Raw genomic sequence first — 20,551 nt, 5'->3', positions numbered from 1 at the left:
GAAAATGTCGTTAACACAGCAAAAGAGTTATTGGATTAATAGCTCTGGTATATAAGTAGCCGAGCTCTATTTACAAGGGCTCGGTATTTATTTTGAACGAAACTTGACTGCAAATGGGTGCCAGATCCTATTATCTAGATGCGATTTATACATCTATCAGGTAATATTTGTGACACGAAAATGATTTAAGGCGATGGATCATGCTAAAAGTGGCGATCAATGGATTTGGCCGTATCGGTCGTAACGTACTGCGTGCGGTGTATGAGAGCGGTAAAAATCAACAAATTAAAGTAGTCGCTGTTAATGAGTTAGCCCAACCTGACGCGATGGCTCACCTTCTGCAATATGATACTAGCCATGGACGATTTGGTAGAAAAATCACTAACGACCAAGAGCACATATATATCCACCATGATGCACCCTACGAAGGTACTGGTGAATTTGATTCCATTCGTATACTGCACCTGCCTGAAATAAATTTATTGCCTTGGCGTGATCTTGAAGTTGATTTGGTTTTAGATTGTACTGGTGTGTTTGGAACACAAGCTGATGGCCAAGAACACATTAAAGCGGGCGCGAAGAAAGTGTTGTTCTCACATCCAGGCTCTCATGACCTCGATAATACCATTATTTATGGCGTTAATCATGACACTCTAAAAGCTGATCACAAGGTCGTGTCTAATGGGTCATGTACTACAAATTGTATCGTGCCAATTATTAAAGCGTTAGATGATGCGTTTGACATTGAGTCTGGCACAATCACTACTATTCATTCATCGATGAATGATCAGCAAGTCATCGATGCTTATCATACAGACCTTAGACGAACACGAGCAGCTAGCCAATCAATTATTCCCGTAGATACAAAGTTGCATAAGGGTATTGAAAGGATCTTCCCGAAATTTTCTAACAAGTTTGAAGCAATTTCTGTCAGAGTGCCGACAGTAAATGTGACTGCGATGGATTTAAGTGTCACCGTTCATACAAACGTGAAAGTTAATGACGTAAATCAAACCATACTTAATGCTTCTCGGTGTACATTAAGAGGAATTGTTGACTATACTGAAGCTCCGCTCGTTTCGATTGATTTTAACCATGACCCTCATAGCGCGATTGTTGATGGGACACAAACCCGTGTCAGCAACGGTCATTTGGTGAAAATGTTGGTTTGGTGTGACAACGAATGGGGTTTCGCCAATCGTATGTTAGATACTGCAATGGCGATGCATACGGCAAAATAGGTATAACATACATCTGGAGAGGTATTTATTTTTGGCCTTGAAATAAATGCTGGTAATCTCCATATCTAAGTGAGTTTGAATAACGACTGGGTTGGGTTAAATACCGAACCGAAAAAATTTTATTTTTAATATTGAGAGGACACATCATGTCTGTAATCAAGATGACTGACCTGGACCTAGCAGGTAAACGTATATTTATCCGCGCTGATCTTAATGTTCCAGTAAAAGAAGGCAAAGTGACTTCTGATGCACGCATTTTAGCATCTTTACCCACGATAAAGCATTGTCTTGCAGCTGGTGCAAAAGTAATGGTGACATCTCACCTTGGCCGCCCGACCGAAGGCGAGTATGCACAAGAGTTCTCTCTACAACCGGTTGTTAATTACTTAAACGATGCGTTAGATTGTGAAGTTAAGTTAGAGAAAGATTACCTCAATGGATTAGAGCTAAATTCAGGTGAGCTAGTTGTCCTTGAAAACGTCCGCTTTAATAAAGGTGAAAAGAAAAACGAACAAGCGCTGTCTAAAGCTTATGCCGCTCTTTGTGATGTATTCGTAATGGATGCCTTTGGTACTGCTCACCGCGCACAAGCCTCAACCCATGGTGTTGGTATGCATGCACCAATCGCATGTGCCGGGCCTCTGCTAGCCAATGAGCTAGACGCTCTAGCGAAAGCAATGGATAAACCAGCTCGACCAATGGTCGCCATTGTTGGTGGCTCAAAAGTATCCACCAAACTGACTGTGCTTGAGTCTTTATCTAAAGTGGCAGACCAACTTGTTGTTGGTGGCGGTATTGCCAATACTTTTATCGCAGCGGCTGGTCACAATGTTGGGAAATCTCTGTACGAAGCAGACCTAGTTGATACGGCAAAAAAACTGATGGATGAGTGCGCGATTCCTGTTGCAACTGATGTCGCTTGCGCAAAAGCTTTTGACGAGAACGCAGAAGCTGAAATTAAAAATGTCGCAGATGTTACTGATGACGATATGATTTTCGACCTAGGCCCTGATTCAACGGCGGAGTTGGCAGAAATTCTTAGAAATGCTAAGACTATTCTTTGGAATGGCCCTGTCGGTGTGTTTGAATTTAAGAACTTTGAAGCGGGCACCAAAGGTATTTCTGATGCTATTGCTCAGTCTGAGGGCTTCTCAGTGGCTGGTGGTGGTGACACTCTAGCGGCAATCGATAAGTTTGGTATTAAGGCTGATGTGTCTTATATCTCTACCGGTGGTGGTGCTTTCCTTGAATTTGTTGAAGGTAAGGCGCTTCCTGCGGTAGAAATGTTGGAAGCACGCTCTAAATGATTTATTGAAGGTGGGAGGTTTTCCCGCTTTCGTGTTTGCTGCGTATAATGCTTTTTACTTAAATGTGCCTTTGTTGTAGCAAACGTTTGCAAGAATTTAAACTAATAAGTTTTGTTTTAAAACGATAGATAAATAGGATGACGCCATGTCTAAGATCTTCGATTTCGTAAAACCAGGTGTGATTTCTGGTGATGACGTACAAAAAGTTTTTGAAGTAGCAAAAGAGAACAATTTTGCTCTTCCAGCAGTAAACGTAGTTGGTACTGATTCTGTGAATGCAGTATTAGAAGCCGCTGCAAACGTGAAAGCACCCGTTGTTGTTCAGTTCTCTAATGGAGGCGCAGCCTTCTTTGCAGGCAAGGGTGTTAAACTAGAAGGTCAAGGTGGCCAAATTCTGGGTGCTGTCGCTGGTGCAAAGTATGTTCATGCCGTGGCTCAATCTTATGGTGTACCTGTTATTCTTCACACGGATCACGCTGCTAAGAAGCTTCTGCCATGGATTGATGGTTTGCTGGATGCTGGTGAAGAATTTTTTGCTCAAACAGGTAAACCACTGTTCTCATCTCATATGATTGACTTATCGGAAGAGCCTCTTGAAGAAAACATCGAGATCTGCGCTAACTATCTAGAGCGTATGGCGAAAATGAATATGACGCTAGAGATTGAACTAGGTTGTACAGGCGGTGAAGAAGATGGCGTTGATAACTCAGACATGGACGCGTCTGAGCTATATACTTCTCCAGAAGATGTTGCTTATGCGTATGAGAAATTGACTGCGATAAGTCACCGATTCACTATCGCGGCTTCTTTTGGTAATGTGCACGGTGTTTATAAGCCAGGTAATGTGGTTTTGACACCTACTATCCTTCGTGACTCACAAGCTTACTGTGCAGAGAAATTTAGTCTTGCTTCTAACGCACTAAACTTTGTATTCCATGGTGGTTCAGGTTCTTCAGAAGCTGAAATTCAAGAGTCGATCAGCTACGGTGTTATTAAAATGAACATCGATACTGATACTCAGTGGGCTACTTGGGACGGTATTCGTCAGTATGCTGCAGATAATTATGATTATCTACAGGGACAAATTGGTAACCCTACTGGTGAAGATGCACCGAACAAAAAGCACTACGATCCACGTGTTTGGTTGCGTAAAGGACAGGAATCAATGGTTAAACGCTTGGAAAAAGCCTTTACTGACCTAAACGCAGTCGACGTACTATAACCTTACATTTTTGTACTTTGGTAGATGTTAAAGCCTGCTCTTTATGAGCAGGTTTTTTTGTTTGTGGATAATTTAAGTGATTGATGAGGTCAGGCGCACTAAAAACAATGGCGAAAAATGGCACTATTACATATCTTTAACGAGCTAACCCATGCTCGATCTTATAAGCAACTGTAAAATAGAGTTATTAGTGGTAAGTGTCGATACTCTACATCAGGGTTCGGTCAAAAATTAATCGTTACCTTTATGCTGGATTTAAGGTATCTGTGTGGCACCATTGCGAGAGGGGATAGGCTATGTCAGGAGAGGTTGGGAAAATCGAAACTCCAATTATTAATGGCTTAGAATTAGCTGGAACGTGGATAAATGAACACTCAGAATTGCTGATCCAATATGGAGTGAACGTGATTTCAGCTATTCTGATATTTTTCATTGGTAGCATTGTTGTCAAGATGGTAGCCAATGGTGTTACTAAGGTATTAAATAAGAAAAGAATGGACAAAGCGGTGGTTGATTTTATCCATACGTTAGTTCGTTACTTGCTTTTTACCATTGTTTTGATTGCGGCCTTGAGTCGAATCGGCGTGCAGACTGCTTCTGTGGTTGCGGTAATCGGTGCTGCAGGTTTAGCGGTTGGGTTGGCTTTACAAGGTTCGTTATCTAACTTTGCAGCTGGTGTGTTGATTGTTGCTTTTCGTCCATTTAAGTCAGGGGACTTTGTGGAAATTGCCGGTGTTGGTGGTAGTGTAGAATCGATTCAGATTTTCCAAACGGTTCTTACTACACCTGATAATAAAATGGTTGTTGTGCCCAATAGTAGTGTTATCAGTGGGCCTATTACTAACTATTCTCGCCATCAGACTAGACGGATTGACTTGGTGATAGGCGTCTCTTACCGTGCGGATTTGCAAAAAACTAAGCAATTGCTGATGAATATTTGCCAAGCGGACGAGCGTATTTTAAAAGACCCTGAGGTAAAGGTTGGTGTACATGCACTTGCGGATTCCTCGGTCAACTTTGTAGTTAGGCCTTGGGTCACAACAACGGATTACTGGGATGTATATTTTGATCTGATGCAAGCGATTAAAGAAGGTCTGGATAAAGAGAATATAGATATTCCATTCCCACAAATGGATATTCACCTTAACAAGGTAGAATCGTAGTAAAGTTTACACTAGAGAAGCGAGACTTAGTCTCGCTATAACACTTTCATCTATGATCCATGAGTTATACCAGCATCTCTAGTTAAGGAAGGGCAAAGAATTTAATTTGTCGCTGTTAATTAAAAGCTTACAGGGACAGTTGAGTGAGTGTTTGGTCAAAATTGTGTCAGAACCTGCAACAGGGTTCCTCAAGTCATATCTAGACGTTATCATGTATGAAACAAGTTAATTAAGGGAAATAATAATGAAGATCAAGTCTCGCCTACTTTTCATCGTTTTAAGTCTTGTCAGTATTGGTGTGTATGCAGGTTCGCCTGATTTTCCCCATTTACAAACCACGGGTTATGGTGAAGTTATCGCAACGCCGGATATGGCTGAGTTTACTGTGCGAGTGGTAGAAACAACCATGACAGCAGAGCAGGCTAAGCAAACCGTGGATAAAGTGGTTACTGATTTCCTAGCTCAGTTGAAAGAGCAGGGCATGAGTGATGACAGCATTAGTAGCTCAAATCTTTATATAGCTCCTCAATATCATTACCCGAAAAATGGTCAACCTGAATTAGTTGGATATCGAGCCTCGCGTACTGTTAATGTAACGGTTACCCAGTTATCTAATCTTAATCAGTATTTAGATGTTGCTTTGAGTTCAGGTATTAACCAAGTACAAAATGTTCAGCTTAAGGTTAAAGAGCAGGCTAAATACCAAGAGCAAGCGAGGCAGGCTGCGATTAAAGATGCAAATGAAAAAGCAAAATCACTCGCTTCAGGTTTCGATAAAGAAATCAGTGGTGTTTGGCGTGTAGATTACAATGCCCCTAATAATCAGCCTGTTTTGACGCGTTCAATGGCGATGGATACTAGAGCAGAATCCAACACTTACCAAGACTCTACGATTGTGATTCGCGATCGTGTTGATGTGATATATAAGCTAGATTAAAGCGTTTCATCTCGTTTAAAGGGATTAGAAGGTTAGACGTAAAATAGTCGATACAAAAGAAGATGCAGAACCCTCTTTTGTATCACTCACTTTAGTACCAGTGTTACAATACGTGCACAGAGGCAGTATTTGTGGTGCCTGATGCAACGAGAGCACCGGATACCATAACTACAATATCGCCTTTGTTACCCAAACCAGATTCAAGGGCTAGCTCTTTACCTAAGATATAGAAAGCGTCTGTATTATTAATTGAGTCGACTAAAACAGGTCGAACACCTTTAGTGAGTACTAATTGAGCCGCTGTTTTTGGATTATTGGTTAAAGCCAAGATATTAGCTGTTGGGAAGTATTTACGCACTGAGCGTGCTGACTTGCCTCCCTTTGTTGCGACAACGATAAGTGGCGCTGCGAGCTTTTCTGCTGTGTCTACAGCTCCTTTACATACCGCTTCAGTGATACGCAAGCGAGGGCTGTCTAAACGAGAACCAAGCTCTGCTTTTAGCGCAGTATCTGTGCGATTGGCGATTTGAGCCATGATGGTTACTGCTTCAACAGGGTATTTTCCTTTTGCAGTTTCACCCGATAGCATGACTGCGTCTGTACCATCCATTACCGCATTCGCTACGTCACCAGCTTCTGCACGAGTTGGGCGTGGATTGTGGATCATAGAATCAAGCATTTGAGTCGCTGTAATGACCATTTTACGTGCACGGTTACATTTTTCGATCATCATCTTCTGTGCAAAAATGACTTCTTCAGCAGGGATCTCAACGCCTAAATCGCCACGGGCAACCATAATGCCGTCAGATTGTTCAAGGATATCATCAAAGTTGTCGACACCTTCTTGGTTCTCAATCTTAGAGATAATGTGAATATCTTGACCACCATGCTCTGCTAATACAGCGCGAATCTCTTTAACGTCAGATGCTTTACGTATAAATGAGGCTGCAACGAAGTCAACACCTTGCTCGCAACCAAATTTAAGGTCATTTTTATCTTTTTCAGACAGTGCTGGTAGATTGACAGAAACACCAGGTAAGTTAACGCCTTTGTTTTCACCTAAAGCGCCATTGTTAAGGACTTTACATTTAACCTCAGTTTCAGTCGTAGCCACAACGTTCATTTCGATTAAGCCATCGTCGACTAGAATAGTATTGCCAACATTAAGGTCTGCCGCAAAACCAGAGTATGTAACGGCAACCTTATCTTTGTTACCGACGATTGAAGTATCTGTAGTGAAAGTAAATTCCTGACCAGCGACTAAATTAACATCTTTGCCTTCTGCTAGTTTTATGGTGCGAATTTCTGGTCCTTTAGTATCCAGCAAGATAGCCAGTTGCTTACCAGATGTTTCCATTACTTTGCGGAAGTTTGCAATACGATCGCCGTGCTCTTGATAATCTCCGTGAGAGAAATTCAGGCGCATGACATTCATACCCGCATTGACTAGTTCAGTGAGCTTTTCAACTGATTCAGTTTTAGGGCCAATCGTACATACGATTTTGGTCTTTTTCATGGAAGATATTCTCCGGTCGATAATAGTTACAATTTGAAATTTCATTTATCTGGTTGAAGTCGAGGGTGCCTACTTGGCGTTGGAGCCTTTTATATATTAAGAGAACATCAATGTTATCGTCGACTTCAGAACTGAAAGTCTTTCAATGCATTTAGTCATTTTATGACCAAACTTGTGTGGCAATACGCGTTTAAATCGTAACTACCCCATAATATATGCTACTAGGCATACAAAACTAACCTTCAATTCTGTAATTTTTTTTCTTTTCGGTGGCAAATTCTACCACTGATTTATTTCAATATCACTGCTTAACAATTGTCTTAGAACAAGCTTTTGGCTCTATTTTTTATTTTTTAGCTAGAAATAAATAGACTTTAATATTTCGAATTGATTATAATTTATTTCGATTTGAAACTTACTGGCTTGAATTAAATGTCAAAGCGAAACACTCAACTAAGAAGGCATACGATTTCTCATTTGGTTAATGAGAAAGGTGAAGTCAGCGTTGAATCACTTTCTATTCAATTTGAGACATCCGAAGTCACGATTAGAAAGGATCTTGCTTCTTTGGAAAAAAATGGCCAGCTTTTACGTCGCTATGGTGGAGCCATCGCTTTACCTAAAGAAGTGGTCAATGATGAGTTAAGTAATAAAGTTTCGATTCGTAAGATTGAGTTGGCGCAGGCGGCAGTTAAGCTGATCCGGGAGCATAATCGGATAGTCATTGACAGTGGTAATACGACGGCATCATTAATAGAACAGCTTAATGGGATGCGTGGTTTGGTTGTTATGACTAACTCATTGCACGTTGCTAATGCCCTAAGTGAATTAGAAAGTGAGCCAACATTATTAATGACGGGTGGTACTTGGGATGCACATTCTGAGTCTTTTCAAGGACAAGTCGCTGAGTCAGTACTACGATCATATGACTTTGACCAATTGTTTATTGGTGCAGACGGTGTGGATATAGAACGTGGTACGACGACATTTAATGAATTGGTTGGCCTGAGTAAAGTGATGGCAGAGGTTTCGCGTGAAGTGATTGTTATGGTTGAATCTGAAAAGATTGGTCGAAAAATTCCTAATTTGGAGCTGTCTTGGGCTGCCATTGATGTTTTAGTTACAAACAAAGACATAGAGCCTGAATTAAAGGCAAATATTGAGTCTCATGGTGTCAAAGTGCTTTGTGCCTAATATATGAGACAATTAATGGACTGAACTCATGTTAGCTAAGCCCCTAAAACTTATAAATTACAGCTGGCTATAATTGCTAGCTATCAGAATGAATTGGAGTTGGATATGTGTGGAATCGTCGGTGCAGTGGCACAACGAGATGTAGCCGAAATTTTAGTCGAAGGTCTTCGCCGTCTAGAATACCGAGGGTATGACTCAGCGGGTGTGGCAATTGTAGATGCAGAGTCTAATCTTGTGCGTCTTAGACGATTGGGTAAAGTCCAAGAGCTAGCAGATGCAGTTGATCAAGCTAAAGTTGCTGGTGGAACGGGTATCGCACATACGCGCTGGGCAACGCATGGTGAACCTTCAGAAATTAATGCTCACCCACATATGTCTGGTGATATTACCGTGGTGCATAATGGCATTATTGAAAATCATGAAGAGCTGCGTGGGCTGCTAAAATCTCGTGGTTACGTATTTGTATCACAAACGGATACCGAAGTGATTGCTCACATGGTTGAGTGGGAATTGCGTACAGCAAAGACTCTAGTTGAAGCGGTACAAAACACAGCAAAGCAGCTTGAAGGTGCATACGGAACAGTAGCAATGGACCGCAAAGATCCTTCTCGCATTGTAGTAGCACGCTCTGGTAGCCCTATTGTGATTGGTTTTGGTGTGGGTGAAAACTTCTTAGCCTCTGATCAGTTGGCGTTATTAAACGTGACACGGCGCTTCATGTTCCTAGAAGAAGGGGATGTGGCTGAGATTACTCGCCGTGAGGTCACTGTATTTAATGCCAATGGTGAGAGTGTTAAACGTGAAGTCAAAGAGACAGAAGTTTCTCATGATGCAGGTGATAAAGGTGAATACCGCCACTACATGTTAAAAGAAATACATGAACAACCCGTGGCACTTCAACGTACTTTAGAGGGGCGTTTGGCTAATGGTCAGGTGGATGCTTCGGCGTTTGGTGATAATGCACAGCAACTCTTAAGTCAAGTGAAACATGTTCAAATTATCGCATGTGGAACCAGTTACCATGCTGGAATGGTCGCACGTTACTGGCTCGAAGAATGGGCAGGCGTCTCCTGCAATGTTGAAATCGCCTCTGAGTTTCGTTATCGAAAATCCCATGTATTTGAGAACTCTCTGCTGGTGACTATTTCTCAGTCAGGTGAGACAGCAGATACACTGGCAGCGCTGCGACTTGCTAAAGAGATGGGCTACATGGCGAGCTTGACGATTTGTAACGTTCCGGGTTCTTCGCTAGTCCGTGAATCTGATATGTCATATATGATGAAAGCGGGCGCAGAAATTGGCGTCGCGTCTACCAAAGCCTTTACCGTGCAACTTGCAGGTTTACTCATGCTTGCGGGCGCTATAGGACACCATAATGCACTCGGAGCAGAAAAAGAAGCGCAGCTGGTTTCAGCACTTCAATCACTGCCTGCCAAACTTGAGCAAACATTGGCAATGGCAGAATCTATCGAGGCACTTGCTGAAGATTTTGCTGATAAAAATCACTCGTTATTCTTGGGGCGTGGTGAACAATCTGCCATTGCAATGGAAGGTGCTTTAAAGCTAAAAGAAATTTCATATATTCACGCAGAAGCTTATGCAGCCGGTGAGCTAAAACACGGCCCATTAGCACTAATTGATTCTGAAATGCCGGTCATTGTTGTCGCGCCAAACAATGAATTACTAGAGAAGCTAAAGTCTAACGTAGAAGAAGTGCGCGCGCGTGGCGGCTTGATGTACGTATTTGCGGATGATAAGGCGTCATTTGAAAGTGATGACACCATGAAAGTTCTCAACGTGCCTCATTGTGATGAGTTTATTGCTCCTATCGTTTATACCTTGCCGCTACAGCTATTGTCATACTACGTTGCCTTAATTAAAGGTACGGATGTCGACCAGCCACGTAACTTAGCCAAATCAGTGACAGTGGAGTAGGCGTTAATTCTCTCCCGATGTTTGAGTGAGAGGAATAATGCATCATATTAATTGGCAGTGATTGTTTCGAGCACACTGCCATTTCTAAATTGAAAATGCCCCATTGTTTGCTAGAGTCGCGTGACCAAGTAAGCTATAGTGAAGCAATTTGCCTTACTTTTTCTTGTACCTGCACTCTAACCATATGATCAAATTTACTCATCCATTACATTCTCCTATTTGTCAGAGAATAGTGTTTAGTATACGGATGTTGTAATCTCATTCATGAACTTACTTACATCAGAGTTATTGAATGTCAAGAAGCCAGCGATTACTTGATTTACTTCAACTTCTACGTTGCCATAAATACCCAGTATCAGCGAGCATCTATCCCAGAAGTTGTGTGTCAGTGTTCGCACCATCTATCGTGATATTTCAACCTTGCAATCCCAAGGTGCAGAAATTGAGGGAGAAGCAGGATTAGGCTATATTTTAAAGCCTAGTTTTACGTTGCCGCCGTTGATGTTTACAAAGGAAGAGCTTGAGGTACTTTTGTTAGGTGCTAACTGGGTTGCAAAACAAGCAAATGGTGAATTTAGCGATATCAGTAACAATGCGATTGCCAAGATCTCAGCCGTATTACCTAGGGATCATAGCATCAAACATGATGAAGATGTGATTCGAGTAGCCTCTATCATTGAAGTTCCTGAGTTAACAATAAACCTATCTAGTATTCGAGAGACGATTGAACAACGATACAAAACGACAATTGAATACGTAGATGGAAAGCAAAATACCAGTTCACGAGTGATATGGCCGATCCTTATTGGTTTATTCCAGCATCATTATGTTCTCGTCGCTTGGTGTGAAACACGAAAAGCATTTCGTAATTTTAGACTAGATCGAATATCAAAATGGTCTCCCTTAGCAGAGCATTACCCTTCATCTCGGCAAGCGTTATTGAAAAAATGGCAACAAATAGAAGGAATTAATGAAAATGGAATTCGCTACTGACAAAAACTGTCACTAATATTGTTTATATTTACTTTCAGTAGCACGGTTACTTGCCTCTCAATGGACTGGTAACTCTTTTCAATCATTAAAACAAAGTATAGGTATCTTCATGACCAACTGGACTATCGAACGTCAAGAAAGCATCCAAATCGACGATGTGACAATTTATTTTGATATTGTGGAAGATAGCAGCAAAGCTCCATTAGTGATGCTCCATGGCGGTGTCGGTAGTATTGAAGATTTTGATGTACTTACTCCTTCACTATCACAAGACTATCAATTAATTAGAATTGATAGTCGCGGTCATGGTCGTTCTACGCTAGGCAGCAGCGAACTAACATATCAGCGCTTAGAGCAGGATATTATTGCTGTGCTTAACTATTTGGGGATTAAAGAGACGGCAGTTCTTGGTTTCAGTGATGGTGGTGTCGTTGGCTATCGTTTGATGGCGTCAAACTCAGTAGTTATCAATAAGCTGATAACGATTGGCTCTGATTACAAATTGGAAGCGGATTCGACTATTTACAATATTTATTCGGGAGTGACAGGGCAGAGCTGGAGCGAGAAATTTCCAGATTCATATCGACTTTTTAACGAGCTAAACCCAGAGCCGAACTTTGATGCGTTCGTCGCTGAAATTGTTAGAATGTGGACGGATACAAGCTCATCAGGCTACCCCGAAAATACGATTGATCAAATTGATGGCAAGGTACTGGTGATACGTGGTGATGAAGATTTCTTTTTCCCTCTTCCAGCAGCATTAGAGCTAGTTAATCGACTTAAATACTCATCGTTTGCTAATGTCCCATTCGCTGGTCATGAGACACATAAGGATCAGCCAGAATTTGTTTGTAGTGTAATTAAACAGTTTTTACTCTAAGAACACACTAGGGCACGCAGTATATGTGTCCTAAACTTTTCTAGATTTCAGATAAAAGGAAGGCGCGTTACATCTACTAATCAGTCTCGTCAATTAAGCGCAATTCGAAACTATGATGACAAAGATTTTGATTACTTAGTAGCTGTTATTTTTGATGAAAATTTTGATGTCATAGAGGCTTTATTGGTACCCCATTACTTCACGACAATTAAAAACCGCGTTGATATCAGTGAACGTCCTGCTATCGCGGATGAAAAAACAGAAATTGGCCATGTGGAGATTGACACTATCGTCGGTAAAAATCACAAATCACAAATCACAAATCTCAACTGCTCACCATCGTCGATAAAGCCTGTAAAGTGGTGACGATAAGGAGACTGAAAAGCAAGTCAGCGGATGCAGTCATAGAAGGCTTTAAAGAGGTTCATGGTTCAACTTTCTATGAATTTAAGACCATCACGGCTGACAATGGGACAGAGTTTGCTGGCCATGAAGAGATTGTGAAAATAACGGGGGCAGACTTTTACTTTGCGAAACCGTATAGTTCATGGGAGCGCGGCTTGAACGAGCATACAAATGGGTTAATTCGTCGCTTCTTGCCCAAAGGCACTGCTCCACCGAAAGGTGAATGGTTCCTAATTTAGCAGGCGCCAATTTATAAAAGAAACTTAATTTAATAAAACTAAGGTAAATACCGGATACTTTTTATGTGAACTGATTCTTACAATCTCCCGTGAGTTTAATATCAATATCTCAATTTAGATATCTGATTTTATTGACAAGTTACATAAAAGTTATCGGAGTCGTCTATATGACCATAAAAAATTTACCCTTAATACTTATTCCGCTTGTATTAGCACCTGAGGCTATGGCAGCAAATAAGACTAACGATATAAAGCTAGAAGGCGCAATCGGCCTATTGAACGGTTCATCAACCGAGTTAGTTTACGACGATGGACAGAAGTTAAGCCAGCTTGATTGGAAGATTGAAAATGTTCCAATCATTAAACTCGGTGCCACTTGGGATATCAATGAAAAGTGGACCGTTAAGGGCGGTTTTTGGTCTGTTATGAGTGATAATGGTGACGCTCATATGGAAGATCGCGACTGGGAAGACCCAAATCAATCTTCACCAACGGATATATCTATCAGTCCTGATACTAAATTGAGAAATGCTTATGAAATTGATCTTAACGCCACTTATTGGCTGTTAAGCGAAAGTAATTACAAGATTGGTGCATTAGCTGGATACCAGTACAATCAGTTCAAATGGGATGGAATTGGAGGTACCTATTCGTATAACAATGGTGCTGATGTTGGATCATTCCCCGATAATTCAGTGGGTATAGACTACAAGCAAGAATTCAAAGTATTTTACCTTGGCTTGGCAGGCGAATATAGTATCAATAAGTCTGATTTTGGTGCTCAAGTTAAGTGGAGTCCTTGGGTTGATGCCAAAGATAGGGACAACCATAATGAAAGAGATCTAACGTTTTATGAGCAAAGTAATGGTAACTCAGACTTTGTTTCATTAACCCTTAATTATGGGTATAATTTTACGCCTAACGTTAAATTATATGCAGAATACGTATACACAATTTATGACGAGGCTAAAGCAAAAACAACTATGATTGATAATGCAACTGGTGAGGTCGATAGTTTTGATAACTCTGCAGGCCTTGATAATAAAAATTCACTAGTCTCCGTTGGTTTAAAGTATAGTTTTTAATAAAAGATCAAGAGAGCAATAAGTTATGTAGTATGCTTGATAGACCCATTTTGTCACAGAGCCTACTACATAGATACTAAAGAAAATTAAAGAACTTGGTTAATATGAAGTATTTTCACTCAAATATAGATAGCCTAAGCTACCTTCCTAAATAATCAATGCTCACAAGTTCTAAGAATGTAATGCCCCTCCGTCGCCTGAAACGCAACACCTGTTATAAACTAAGCAGCCATCAAATGCTCTAAAAAAACATCATTCGGTGACCGGTACCCTAACGAAGCTCGGCCTCTAGTATTTAATATATGTTCCAGATCCGCAATTTCCTCTTCACTCACCTTATTAAAATCAGTGCCCTTTGGATAGAAACGCCGGATTAAACCGTTCGTATGTTCGTTTAATCCACGCTCCCAAGAATGATAAGGCCGTGCAAAAAAGAAATCGGACCCTGTGATATCTGCAATATCTTCATGGGCTGCAAACTCAGAGCCGTTATCAGACGTGAGGGTTTTGAAATCATAAAATGTCGAACCGTGGACGTCTTTAAATGCTTCTACCACAGTATTCGCTTGTTTATTGGCGAGTTTCCGAATGACAACAGACTTCGACATCTTATCGACCAATGTCAGTAAAAATGATTTCTGACCTGCACCAAAGATGGTGTCTATTTCAAAGTGGGCCATTTTTGCCCATCCCCCGAAATGGTCTAATCTGATGTCCATCACATATGCAGTGTCCAACGCAACAACCAGCTTTGTATTCTACTAACCTGCTATTGTTATAAACTCTTCTCTCTCCTAGGCCAAATTTTCATCATTTGTACTGATGTTTGCTGATTTGAGTGCCTCGCCTAATTTATTGAAATCAACGAATGATGTCCCAAGATCGCTGAATTCAAATCGACCATAAAAATTAATATGTTGCCAGGCGACTGGTGATATTTTCTTGATTTTCTCTGGCGTAAGTATTGAATCAGGTGACTCACCGGTTATCAGCCCAGAGAGCAATTTCGCATTAAAATAAATAATTGCGTTGGCGATCAGACGCGTACATTCATGCAGGATGTGTTGTTCAATTTCGCTTTTCACTCGCAATTTACCACCGTTTACATGGGCAATAACTTTCTTCAGTCGGTGGTAAGCCTCACCACGGTTTAGCGCTTTAGTTACATGTTTACGAAGCAGGCGGTCATCCAGATAATCCAGTAAGTATATACTGCGATAGATATTATCGAGTTCCCATAGAGCTTTCTTGGTTCGGTTCTGCCTTGCGTATGAACTGAGCTTTCTCACGATGGCTGACTGGGTAGTTTCTTTCTGACCCAGTGACGCCATGGTGTGCTGGATATTGGACCACTCCTTGATAATAAGCTCTTCATTGACTTTTCGACCAGGTTTGACCAAAAACTCATCGTCATAGTTCGCTGGAGATTGAAAGCCCACGATACTATCGGTCTTAGAAGAAAAATTGCGGTATCGGGGGGCAAACTGGTAACCAAAGGCATGAAGGATCCAAAAGTTAATCTGATTTGTGCCGTGGGTATCGACCGAGTGACGATCAGGGTCAATATCGGCGGTGTTGTTATAGAGCAGATCAAATACAAAGTAGCTTTCATGTTCATGAGTGCCAATCACCTTCGCATTGATTGGTACATGGTTTCCAATCAGGGTTAGCGCTGAGATACCTTTCTTCAAGCCAAAGGATTTTGAGGCATGTCGGGCATTGAAAGTATTTCGTTGAGTTTCAAATCGCTGACCATCGCTGCTCGAGTGCAATACATCAGCTTCAATGTCATAGTGCCGGAATATGGGAAGTTTCGCGGTGGCATTGGCAATGAGATCATTGGCTTCTTTCAGCGTTTCCAGGCGAAAGAAATTCCGGTAAGCGGTTTGTAGCTCCTGGGTATCCACATCAGAGATATCCCCCATCCGGCCCAGACTCATGTTGGTACCCAGCGCAACAATACAGGCGAAAACCGTTTTCTCATCTTTGGTGCCTTTAACATAGCGATCCAGCACATGGGTAAAGCCATCAAGTAAACTGGTTTTTCTCTGGACATAACTGAGCAGGCTGGCGATACCAATTGTAGGGACTGACTGGTAAAATTGGTGATTGTGCTCCTCCTCATCCCTCTGGTATGGCAGTGTCCAAAATCAAACTATAAGTACGTCGAAAATAGTTGTTCCTCCCTACACAAACTTGTATTCAATTAAACTTTATAGTCAACCAACAGGAATACATTAAGGTATTATCGTATAGGGGTGTATCAGTTAGGTCGCTGATATGCTGTGTTGTCTGAACCTGATGTTAAATCGGTATTATCGCTTGAAGGAATCTCTATGAAATGGACACTGGTTTTAATCTTTGCTCTTGTAAGTTGCTTTGCGGCCGCGCAGCCGGTTGACGATGATAAAGCCGATGCGTTTATCAATGTCAATATGACGTTAGAGCTGGACGGGATTGAGAAAGCGCTGGATAACACCAATCAATCTCTTGAAAATATTGGTGATGCGCTTGATAAGATAGCTCACAGTGAGAATTTGACGCCAGAGCAGCAAGGCGTTCTTAAACAAACGGTGGAGAGTCTTAACCAGCTTGTTGATGCGTCTAAGCAATCAGTGGAATCACTTCCTAGTGCATTTCAACAATCAAAACAAGCGATTGCTGGGCAAAGTCGTCTGTTTTTAGATGATTTACAGTTTAAAGTGTTACTGACTATCAGCGTTATTGGGCTGTTAGTAATACTCATCATTGCCGCTATTGGCTGGTGTATTTTACGGCCAATGCAATCTTCTTTGGTTAAAGCGAGCCAGAATATGGCGTCAATGGCAGGGGCGATTAAAACGACCGCGAGTGCTCTCGATTCTATCTCTTTGCAGCAGCATGATATTGCAGAGCGGCTTGAAAAGTACCAAAAAGAAAGCCTTGCTAATTATGAGCAAGGGAAAACTTAGGCGAGTTTTGTCATTTTTATAACTTATCATTGGTTGCTCTTGTTATTCTTTAGTTGCCTGATTGGTGTGTGAGGTAAATAATGGTATATCGCTATATCTGCTGGGGAGATAGTGCTGCAGGCAATCTTAAGCAGTGTAATAAGCTGACTTCACAGCAACATGAAATTTATCCATTTTTTGATGACTTACGTTTTGGTCCTATGGAAGGACTCGAAGATGGTAAACAAAAGCGCCTTAGCTGGTGGAAGGCAGTTTGGAAAGCTCAGTGGTGGTATGAGCAAGGGGATGATGATGCGATTGCAGAGTCAGGCTTAACTTACCAGAGCGCTATCCTTGAGATTTTAAAACAGCAAACACCTATTGTGGTTTGGGTAGGAAATACCGCTCAAGACAGGTTGATGTTATCCATGTTGGCCTATAATGCTGACCCAAACACACCTTTATTTGTGCTTGATATTACGAATAAAGTGAACAGTGAATATTTAGGCCAGTACGCGGTGGCTATGTGTGAACCACAAGAGCTTATTGCGCTTAAGCCTAAAGAGCTTAGCCAGACTGAGTGCACAGAGCTTGCTAGTTTATGGGCTGATTGGCGTTTGCTAGATAGGGGATACCGAGATTTTGATAGCGAGGGAGAGCTTGTTCAGTATCCGGAAACCTACTGGGATCATCATTTGCTAGCTAAAGTGGGTCAGCTTGGTAAAGAATCCGTTGCTCAGGTAATTGGTGAAGTAATGGGTGAGCATCAAGGGCTGATTCCTGATAGCTTTTTATGCTGGCGTTTAGATATTTTACGCCGTGAGGGTAAGGTGCGCTATTTTGAAGTGGAAGGTCCACACCCTCAGCCGCAACTCGTATCGCTGACTTAGGCTTTTTAAACACAAGTTATCTTGTTTACAGCGCAGAGAGTATCTCCCTGCGCCACTTGCTATCAGGGTATGGCTTAGCTCGATAAATTACGCAGCTTAGGCTCATCACTTAAATATTCAACAAATTCGACCTCAAAGCCAGCCGGATCAAGAAAGTAAACGTTTTTGCGATAAGGCTCTTCTGCCCCCTGTTTTTCTATTGAGTAACCAGCACGAAGTAGGCGGTTAATTACGGCATCGATATTATTGGTGACGTAGGCAAAATGTGCTAAACCGACTTGGTGACCTGCTAAGTGACGGTTGTCATCTTCACCATTATCGCTGAAGGCAAGATATTGGTAATTATCGCCAAAATGTAGCCAATTTCTTGGTTTGCCGCTCCATGTTGCTTGCCCTTCATCACGAATAGACCAATGGGGAAATGCAGCTTGGTAAAATTTTAACATTTCAGGAATATCCCTCACCACTAAATTAATATGTTCTAGCTGGATCATTGTTTGCTCCTTTCCTTTTTCTGTCAACACGATAGAGGTTAGAACCTCAAGTTAGGTTTAGGTAAAGAACTAATTTAATTTTTCTCGATCTAAACCCATGAGAATTAAAAGGCGAACTTGTTTTGACTGCTTTAGGTTGATGCGATCACAAGTGAGGTTTTTTGGGTTTGATAATTGGCTGTAACTACATATTATGTTGCAAATCCATATGCACTTAATTGGTTATTGTTTATGATTTTATCTGTATGTAAGAAACTTGTTTTTGTGAGTACTTGTTGTTTATTTTTTTCCCAAAGCATCAGTGCTGAAGAGAAAAAAGCCATTGTTGTAGGCGCTGGCTTATCAGGATTGACCGCAGCTTATGAGCTTGAAAATAAGGGTTATCAAGTTACGATTTTGGAAGCCAAAGATCGTGTTGGCGGCCGGATGAGCACTATTGATATGGGCGCTCAACATGCTGAGTCTGGTGGTGAATTGCTTGATGATAAAAGTGTACACACTGAATTGTTTCGTTATGCAAAGATGTTTGACGTAAAGATCGTTGATGTTGGCTACAGTGACGAGCTTGAAAAGGGAGCCTACTTCCTAGACAGTAAGTTGACTCGCTATAGTGATTTTAAGAAAGAGTATTCTCCGGAGGTTAAAAAGGATCTAGAGCGCTTTAAAGCGGCTTTTGATAATTTGGCCGAAAACGTTCCCGATTCTTCCAATCCTACCCTTGCTCCTAATGCTATGCGCCTTGATAAGATTACGGCTCAAGAGTGGATTGATAGCCTAGAGCTGTTACCTTTTGCCAAAACTCTTGCAGAACATGCAATACGCGGTGAGTATGATGAGCCGAGAAATGTGTCTTTGTTGTGGCTATCCCATCAGGCGAAAGTCTATGAAGATGTCGATGATGATAAAGTAGAAATCAAGCGATTTTTGGCCGGTACCCGTGAATTCGCAAACGCCTTTGTTGAGCATATTAACGGGCCAGTGTTACTGAACCATCCGGTAACAAAAGTGAGTCAAAACGAAGCTGGTGTTACCGTTAGTGCTACCGATAAAGAGTTTATTGCCGATGTTGTGGTCGTTACGGTTCCACTGCCTGTATTGAATAAAATTGAATTTGAACCTGAATTAGCCAGTGATAAACGAGCTGCTGCACAAGAGATAAACTATGGTTCTCATGTCAAAGTGCTAATGAAATACAGTAAACGTTTTTGGCTAGAGCAAGGGCTGGGAGGAGATGTGATTTCTGAATTACCGATTGGCTGGCTTTGGGAAGGTTCTGAGCGTCAAAAAGGTGAAGGGGGAGTACTAGTAGCATTTACCTCGGGTGATTTTGCTCATCAACAAAAGGGTTGGTCTGATAAAGCGATTATTGATAATCGCCTTAAGCAGATGGAGGCTATGTACCCAGGTTCAAACAAGTATTTTGAGTATGGCTCCGTTCATGCTTGGCACCGAGACCCTTATATTATGGGGGGCTTTGCCGCTTATGGGCCAGAGCAGATGACTCGTCATTGGAATACTTTTTTAACTCCTGATGGGAAAGTCTATTTTGCCGGTGAGCACACTGCTATTAAGTATGTCGGGTACCTTGAAGGTGCGGTGAGAAGTGGTATTCGTGTTGCTAATCAGATTACGAGCCAATCATCTAAGGTAAACTAAATCGTAAATTTAGCGATAAATGATATAAAAAAGCGCGCTGTTTCCAGCGCGCTTTGAGGTTTACTTTGATGCTTCATTAGTTTGAGGCTGAACGACTTTACCTTCTGAGGTGCCAGATTCAACCTTGACTCCGATTAAGGGTGTTTGTCCCTCTTTAATATCACTGAACGCTTGCTTACCAAGTTCTTTAATATCGGTGTTTAGATTTGTTCTTACCGATACATTTTTATCAGAAATTGCTTCTGTGATTACAGGCTGGGGGCCAGTATCAACAGTGCCAGTTTGTGACTCAAGTTTAGCGCCTTTAAGTTGTGTAGCTTGAGTAGATTGAACTGAAATATCCTGCTTAGCCGATATGCCAGGCTCTTGCTCAACAGCCTGTTTATCAGTCACTTGTACGGAGATATTCCCTGAAGGACTTGTACAGCTAGTTGGTTTGTTGTCCGTTTTGTAAAGGCCTGGAT

At 41.5% G+C, this 20,551-nt stretch carries 17 protein-coding genes and 2 pseudogenes; 14 read left to right on the top strand and 5 right to left on the bottom strand.

Annotated features, from left to right (window positions below):
- The first annotated feature begins 200 nt into the window (after positions 1-200).
- The 5 genes from epd to KO511_RS11445 all read left to right on the top strand — a co-directional run bounded on the left by epd (position 201) and on the right by KO511_RS11445 (position 5,870).
- Positions 201-1,241: an erythrose-4-phosphate dehydrogenase gene (gene epd / locus KO511_RS11465; protein WP_215987556.1), complete on the top strand. Its 1,041-nt coding sequence runs from the start codon at positions 201-203 to the stop codon at positions 1,239-1,241.
- A gap of 146 nt (positions 1,242-1,387) precedes the next feature.
- Positions 1,388-2,548: a phosphoglycerate kinase gene (locus KO511_RS11460; protein WP_215987555.1), complete on the top strand. Its 1,161-nt coding sequence runs from the start codon at positions 1,388-1,390 to the stop codon at positions 2,546-2,548.
- Between the two features lie 145 nt (positions 2,549-2,693).
- Positions 2,694-3,770 (top strand): class II fructose-bisphosphate aldolase, encoded by a 1,077-nt coding sequence (fbaA, locus tag KO511_RS11455; RefSeq protein WP_215987554.1) that lies wholly within the window; start codon positions 2,694-2,696, stop codon positions 3,768-3,770.
- Between the two features lie 296 nt (positions 3,771-4,066).
- Positions 4,067-4,933, top strand: a complete 867-nt coding sequence (gene mscS, locus KO511_RS11450) for a small-conductance mechanosensitive channel MscS (RefSeq protein ID WP_215987553.1) — start codon at positions 4,067-4,069, stop codon at positions 4,931-4,933.
- Positions 4,934-5,177: 244 nt separating this feature from the next.
- A complete protein-coding gene (locus KO511_RS11445) occupies positions 5,178-5,870 on the top strand; it encodes an oxidative stress defense protein (RefSeq protein WP_215987552.1) in 693 nt (230 codons plus the stop codon).
- A gap of 103 nt (positions 5,871-5,973) precedes the next feature.
- Here the strand turns inward: KO511_RS11445 and pykF are convergent, their stop codons facing one another.
- Positions 5,974-7,386, bottom strand: a complete 1,413-nt coding sequence (gene pykF, locus KO511_RS11440; protein WP_215987551.1) for a pyruvate kinase PykF — start codon at positions 7,384-7,386, stop codon at positions 5,974-5,976.
- 432 nt (positions 7,387-7,818) lie between these two features.
- On the opposite strand from pykF, the gene KO511_RS11435 reads away from it, so the two are divergent.
- The 6 genes and pseudogenes from KO511_RS11435 (at position 7,819) to KO511_RS11410 (ending at position 14,117) form a co-directional block, all read left to right on the top strand.
- Positions 7,819-8,580, top strand: coding sequence for a DeoR/GlpR family DNA-binding transcription regulator (locus KO511_RS11435; RefSeq protein WP_215987550.1), 762 nt, complete (start codon positions 7,819-7,821; stop codon positions 8,578-8,580).
- Positions 8,581-8,685: 105 nt separating this feature from the next.
- Positions 8,686-10,515 carry a glutamine--fructose-6-phosphate transaminase (isomerizing) gene (gene glmS, locus KO511_RS11430; RefSeq protein ID WP_215987549.1) on the top strand — a complete coding sequence of 610 codons (1,830 nt, stop codon included), beginning with the start codon at positions 8,686-8,688 and terminating at the stop codon, positions 10,513-10,515.
- A 292-nt stretch (positions 10,516-10,807) separates the two neighbouring features.
- Positions 10,808-11,508, top strand: a pseudogene (locus KO511_RS11425) (helix-turn-helix transcriptional regulator).
- Between the two features lie 109 nt (positions 11,509-11,617).
- Positions 11,618-12,388, top strand: coding sequence for an alpha/beta fold hydrolase (locus KO511_RS11420; protein WP_215987547.1), 771 nt, complete (start codon positions 11,618-11,620; stop codon positions 12,386-12,388).
- A 201-nt stretch (positions 12,389-12,589) separates the two neighbouring features.
- Positions 12,590-12,999: pseudogene (locus tag KO511_RS11415) on the top strand (IS30 family transposase); the annotation flags it as partial.
- Between the two features lie 200 nt (positions 13,000-13,199).
- Positions 13,200-14,117, top strand: a complete 918-nt coding sequence (locus tag KO511_RS11410; RefSeq protein WP_252724330.1) for an omptin family outer membrane protease — start codon at positions 13,200-13,202, stop codon at positions 14,115-14,117.
- Between the two features lie 221 nt (positions 14,118-14,338).
- Here KO511_RS11410 and KO511_RS11405 read toward each other — a convergent pair whose 3' ends face one another.
- Both KO511_RS11405 and KO511_RS11400 read right to left on the bottom strand, forming a co-directional pair.
- Positions 14,339-14,797: an IS30 family transposase gene (locus KO511_RS11405; protein WP_215987546.1), complete on the bottom strand. Its 459-nt coding sequence runs from the start codon at positions 14,795-14,797 to the stop codon at positions 14,339-14,341.
- A 114-nt stretch (positions 14,798-14,911) separates the two neighbouring features.
- On the bottom strand, positions 14,912-16,183 hold the full coding sequence (locus KO511_RS11400) for a transposase (protein ID WP_289847784.1): 1,272 nt from the start codon (positions 16,181-16,183) through the stop codon (positions 14,912-14,914).
- Between the two features lie 270 nt (positions 16,184-16,453).
- Here KO511_RS11400 and KO511_RS11395 point away from each other — a divergent pair, with 270 nt between their 5' ends.
- The gene (locus tag KO511_RS11395; protein ID WP_215987545.1) at positions 16,454-17,068 is read left to right on the top strand and encodes a hypothetical protein; all 615 of its coding nucleotides are present in this window, start codon (positions 16,454-16,456) and stop codon (positions 17,066-17,068) included.
- An 80-nt stretch (positions 17,069-17,148) separates the two neighbouring features.
- The gene (locus KO511_RS11390) at positions 17,149-17,937 is read left to right on the top strand and encodes a DUF1835 domain-containing protein (RefSeq protein WP_215987544.1); all 789 of its coding nucleotides are present in this window, start codon (positions 17,149-17,151) and stop codon (positions 17,935-17,937) included.
- Between the two features lie 74 nt (positions 17,938-18,011).
- On the opposite strand, the gene KO511_RS11385 is transcribed toward KO511_RS11390, so the two are convergent.
- Complete coding sequence (locus KO511_RS11385; RefSeq protein ID WP_125323037.1) at positions 18,012-18,431, bottom strand: VOC family protein; 420 nt, start codon at positions 18,429-18,431, stop codon at positions 18,012-18,014.
- A 231-nt stretch (positions 18,432-18,662) separates the two neighbouring features.
- Between KO511_RS11385 and KO511_RS11380 the strand changes: the two genes are divergently transcribed.
- Positions 18,663-20,087 (top strand): flavin monoamine oxidase family protein, encoded by a 1,425-nt coding sequence (locus KO511_RS11380; RefSeq protein WP_215987543.1) that lies wholly within the window; start codon positions 18,663-18,665, stop codon positions 20,085-20,087.
- A gap of 60 nt (positions 20,088-20,147) precedes the next feature.
- Here KO511_RS11380 and KO511_RS11375 read toward each other — a convergent pair whose 3' ends face one another.
- A complete protein-coding gene (locus KO511_RS11375; protein WP_215987542.1) occupies positions 20,148-20,480 on the bottom strand; it encodes a hypothetical protein in 333 nt (110 codons plus the stop codon).
- Between the last annotated feature and the right edge of the window lie 71 nt (positions 20,481-20,551).

Source organism: Vibrio hepatarius, from assembly GCF_018860525.1.
Lineage (GTDB): Bacteria > Pseudomonadota > Gammaproteobacteria > Enterobacterales > Vibrionaceae > Vibrio > Vibrio hepatarius_B.
The sequence above is the reverse complement of the archived record's forward strand: the minus strand, read 5'-3'. Positions and strand labels throughout refer to the sequence as shown.

Bases quoted from the DNA above. Each gene is read 5' to 3' on its own strand.
- epd (WP_215987556.1), top strand. From the start codon at position 201: ATGCTAAAAGTGGCGATCAATGGATTTGGCCGTATCGGTCGTAACGTA.
- KO511_RS11460 (WP_215987555.1), top strand. From the start codon at position 1,388: ATGTCTGTAATCAAGATGACTGACCTGGACCTAGCAGGTAAACGTATA.
- fbaA (WP_215987554.1), top strand. From the start codon at position 2,694: ATGTCTAAGATCTTCGATTTCGTAAAACCAGGTGTGATTTCTGGTGAT.
- mscS (WP_215987553.1), top strand. From the start codon at position 4,067: ATGTCAGGAGAGGTTGGGAAAATCGAAACTCCAATTATTAATGGCTTA.
- KO511_RS11445 (WP_215987552.1), top strand. From the start codon at position 5,178: ATGAAGATCAAGTCTCGCCTACTTTTCATCGTTTTAAGTCTTGTCAGT.
- pykF (WP_215987551.1), bottom strand. From the start codon at position 7,386: ATGAAAAAGACCAAAATCGTATGTACGATTGGCCCTAAAACTGAATCA.
- KO511_RS11435 (WP_215987550.1), top strand. From the start codon at position 7,819: ATGTCAAAGCGAAACACTCAACTAAGAAGGCATACGATTTCTCATTTG.
- glmS (WP_215987549.1), top strand. From the start codon at position 8,686: ATGTGTGGAATCGTCGGTGCAGTGGCACAACGAGATGTAGCCGAAATT.
- KO511_RS11420 (WP_215987547.1), top strand. From the start codon at position 11,618: ATGACCAACTGGACTATCGAACGTCAAGAAAGCATCCAAATCGACGAT.
- KO511_RS11410 (WP_252724330.1), top strand. From the start codon at position 13,200: ATGACCATAAAAAATTTACCCTTAATACTTATTCCGCTTGTATTAGCA.
- KO511_RS11405 (WP_215987546.1), bottom strand. From the start codon at position 14,797: ATGGCCCACTTTGAAATAGACACCATCTTTGGTGCAGGTCAGAAATCA.
- KO511_RS11395 (WP_215987545.1), top strand. From the start codon at position 16,454: ATGAAATGGACACTGGTTTTAATCTTTGCTCTTGTAAGTTGCTTTGCG.
- KO511_RS11390 (WP_215987544.1), top strand. From the start codon at position 17,149: ATGGTATATCGCTATATCTGCTGGGGAGATAGTGCTGCAGGCAATCTT.
- KO511_RS11385 (WP_125323037.1), bottom strand. From the start codon at position 18,431: ATGATCCAGCTAGAACATATTAATTTAGTGGTGAGGGATATTCCTGAA.
- KO511_RS11380 (WP_215987543.1), top strand. From the start codon at position 18,663: ATGATTTTATCTGTATGTAAGAAACTTGTTTTTGTGAGTACTTGTTGT.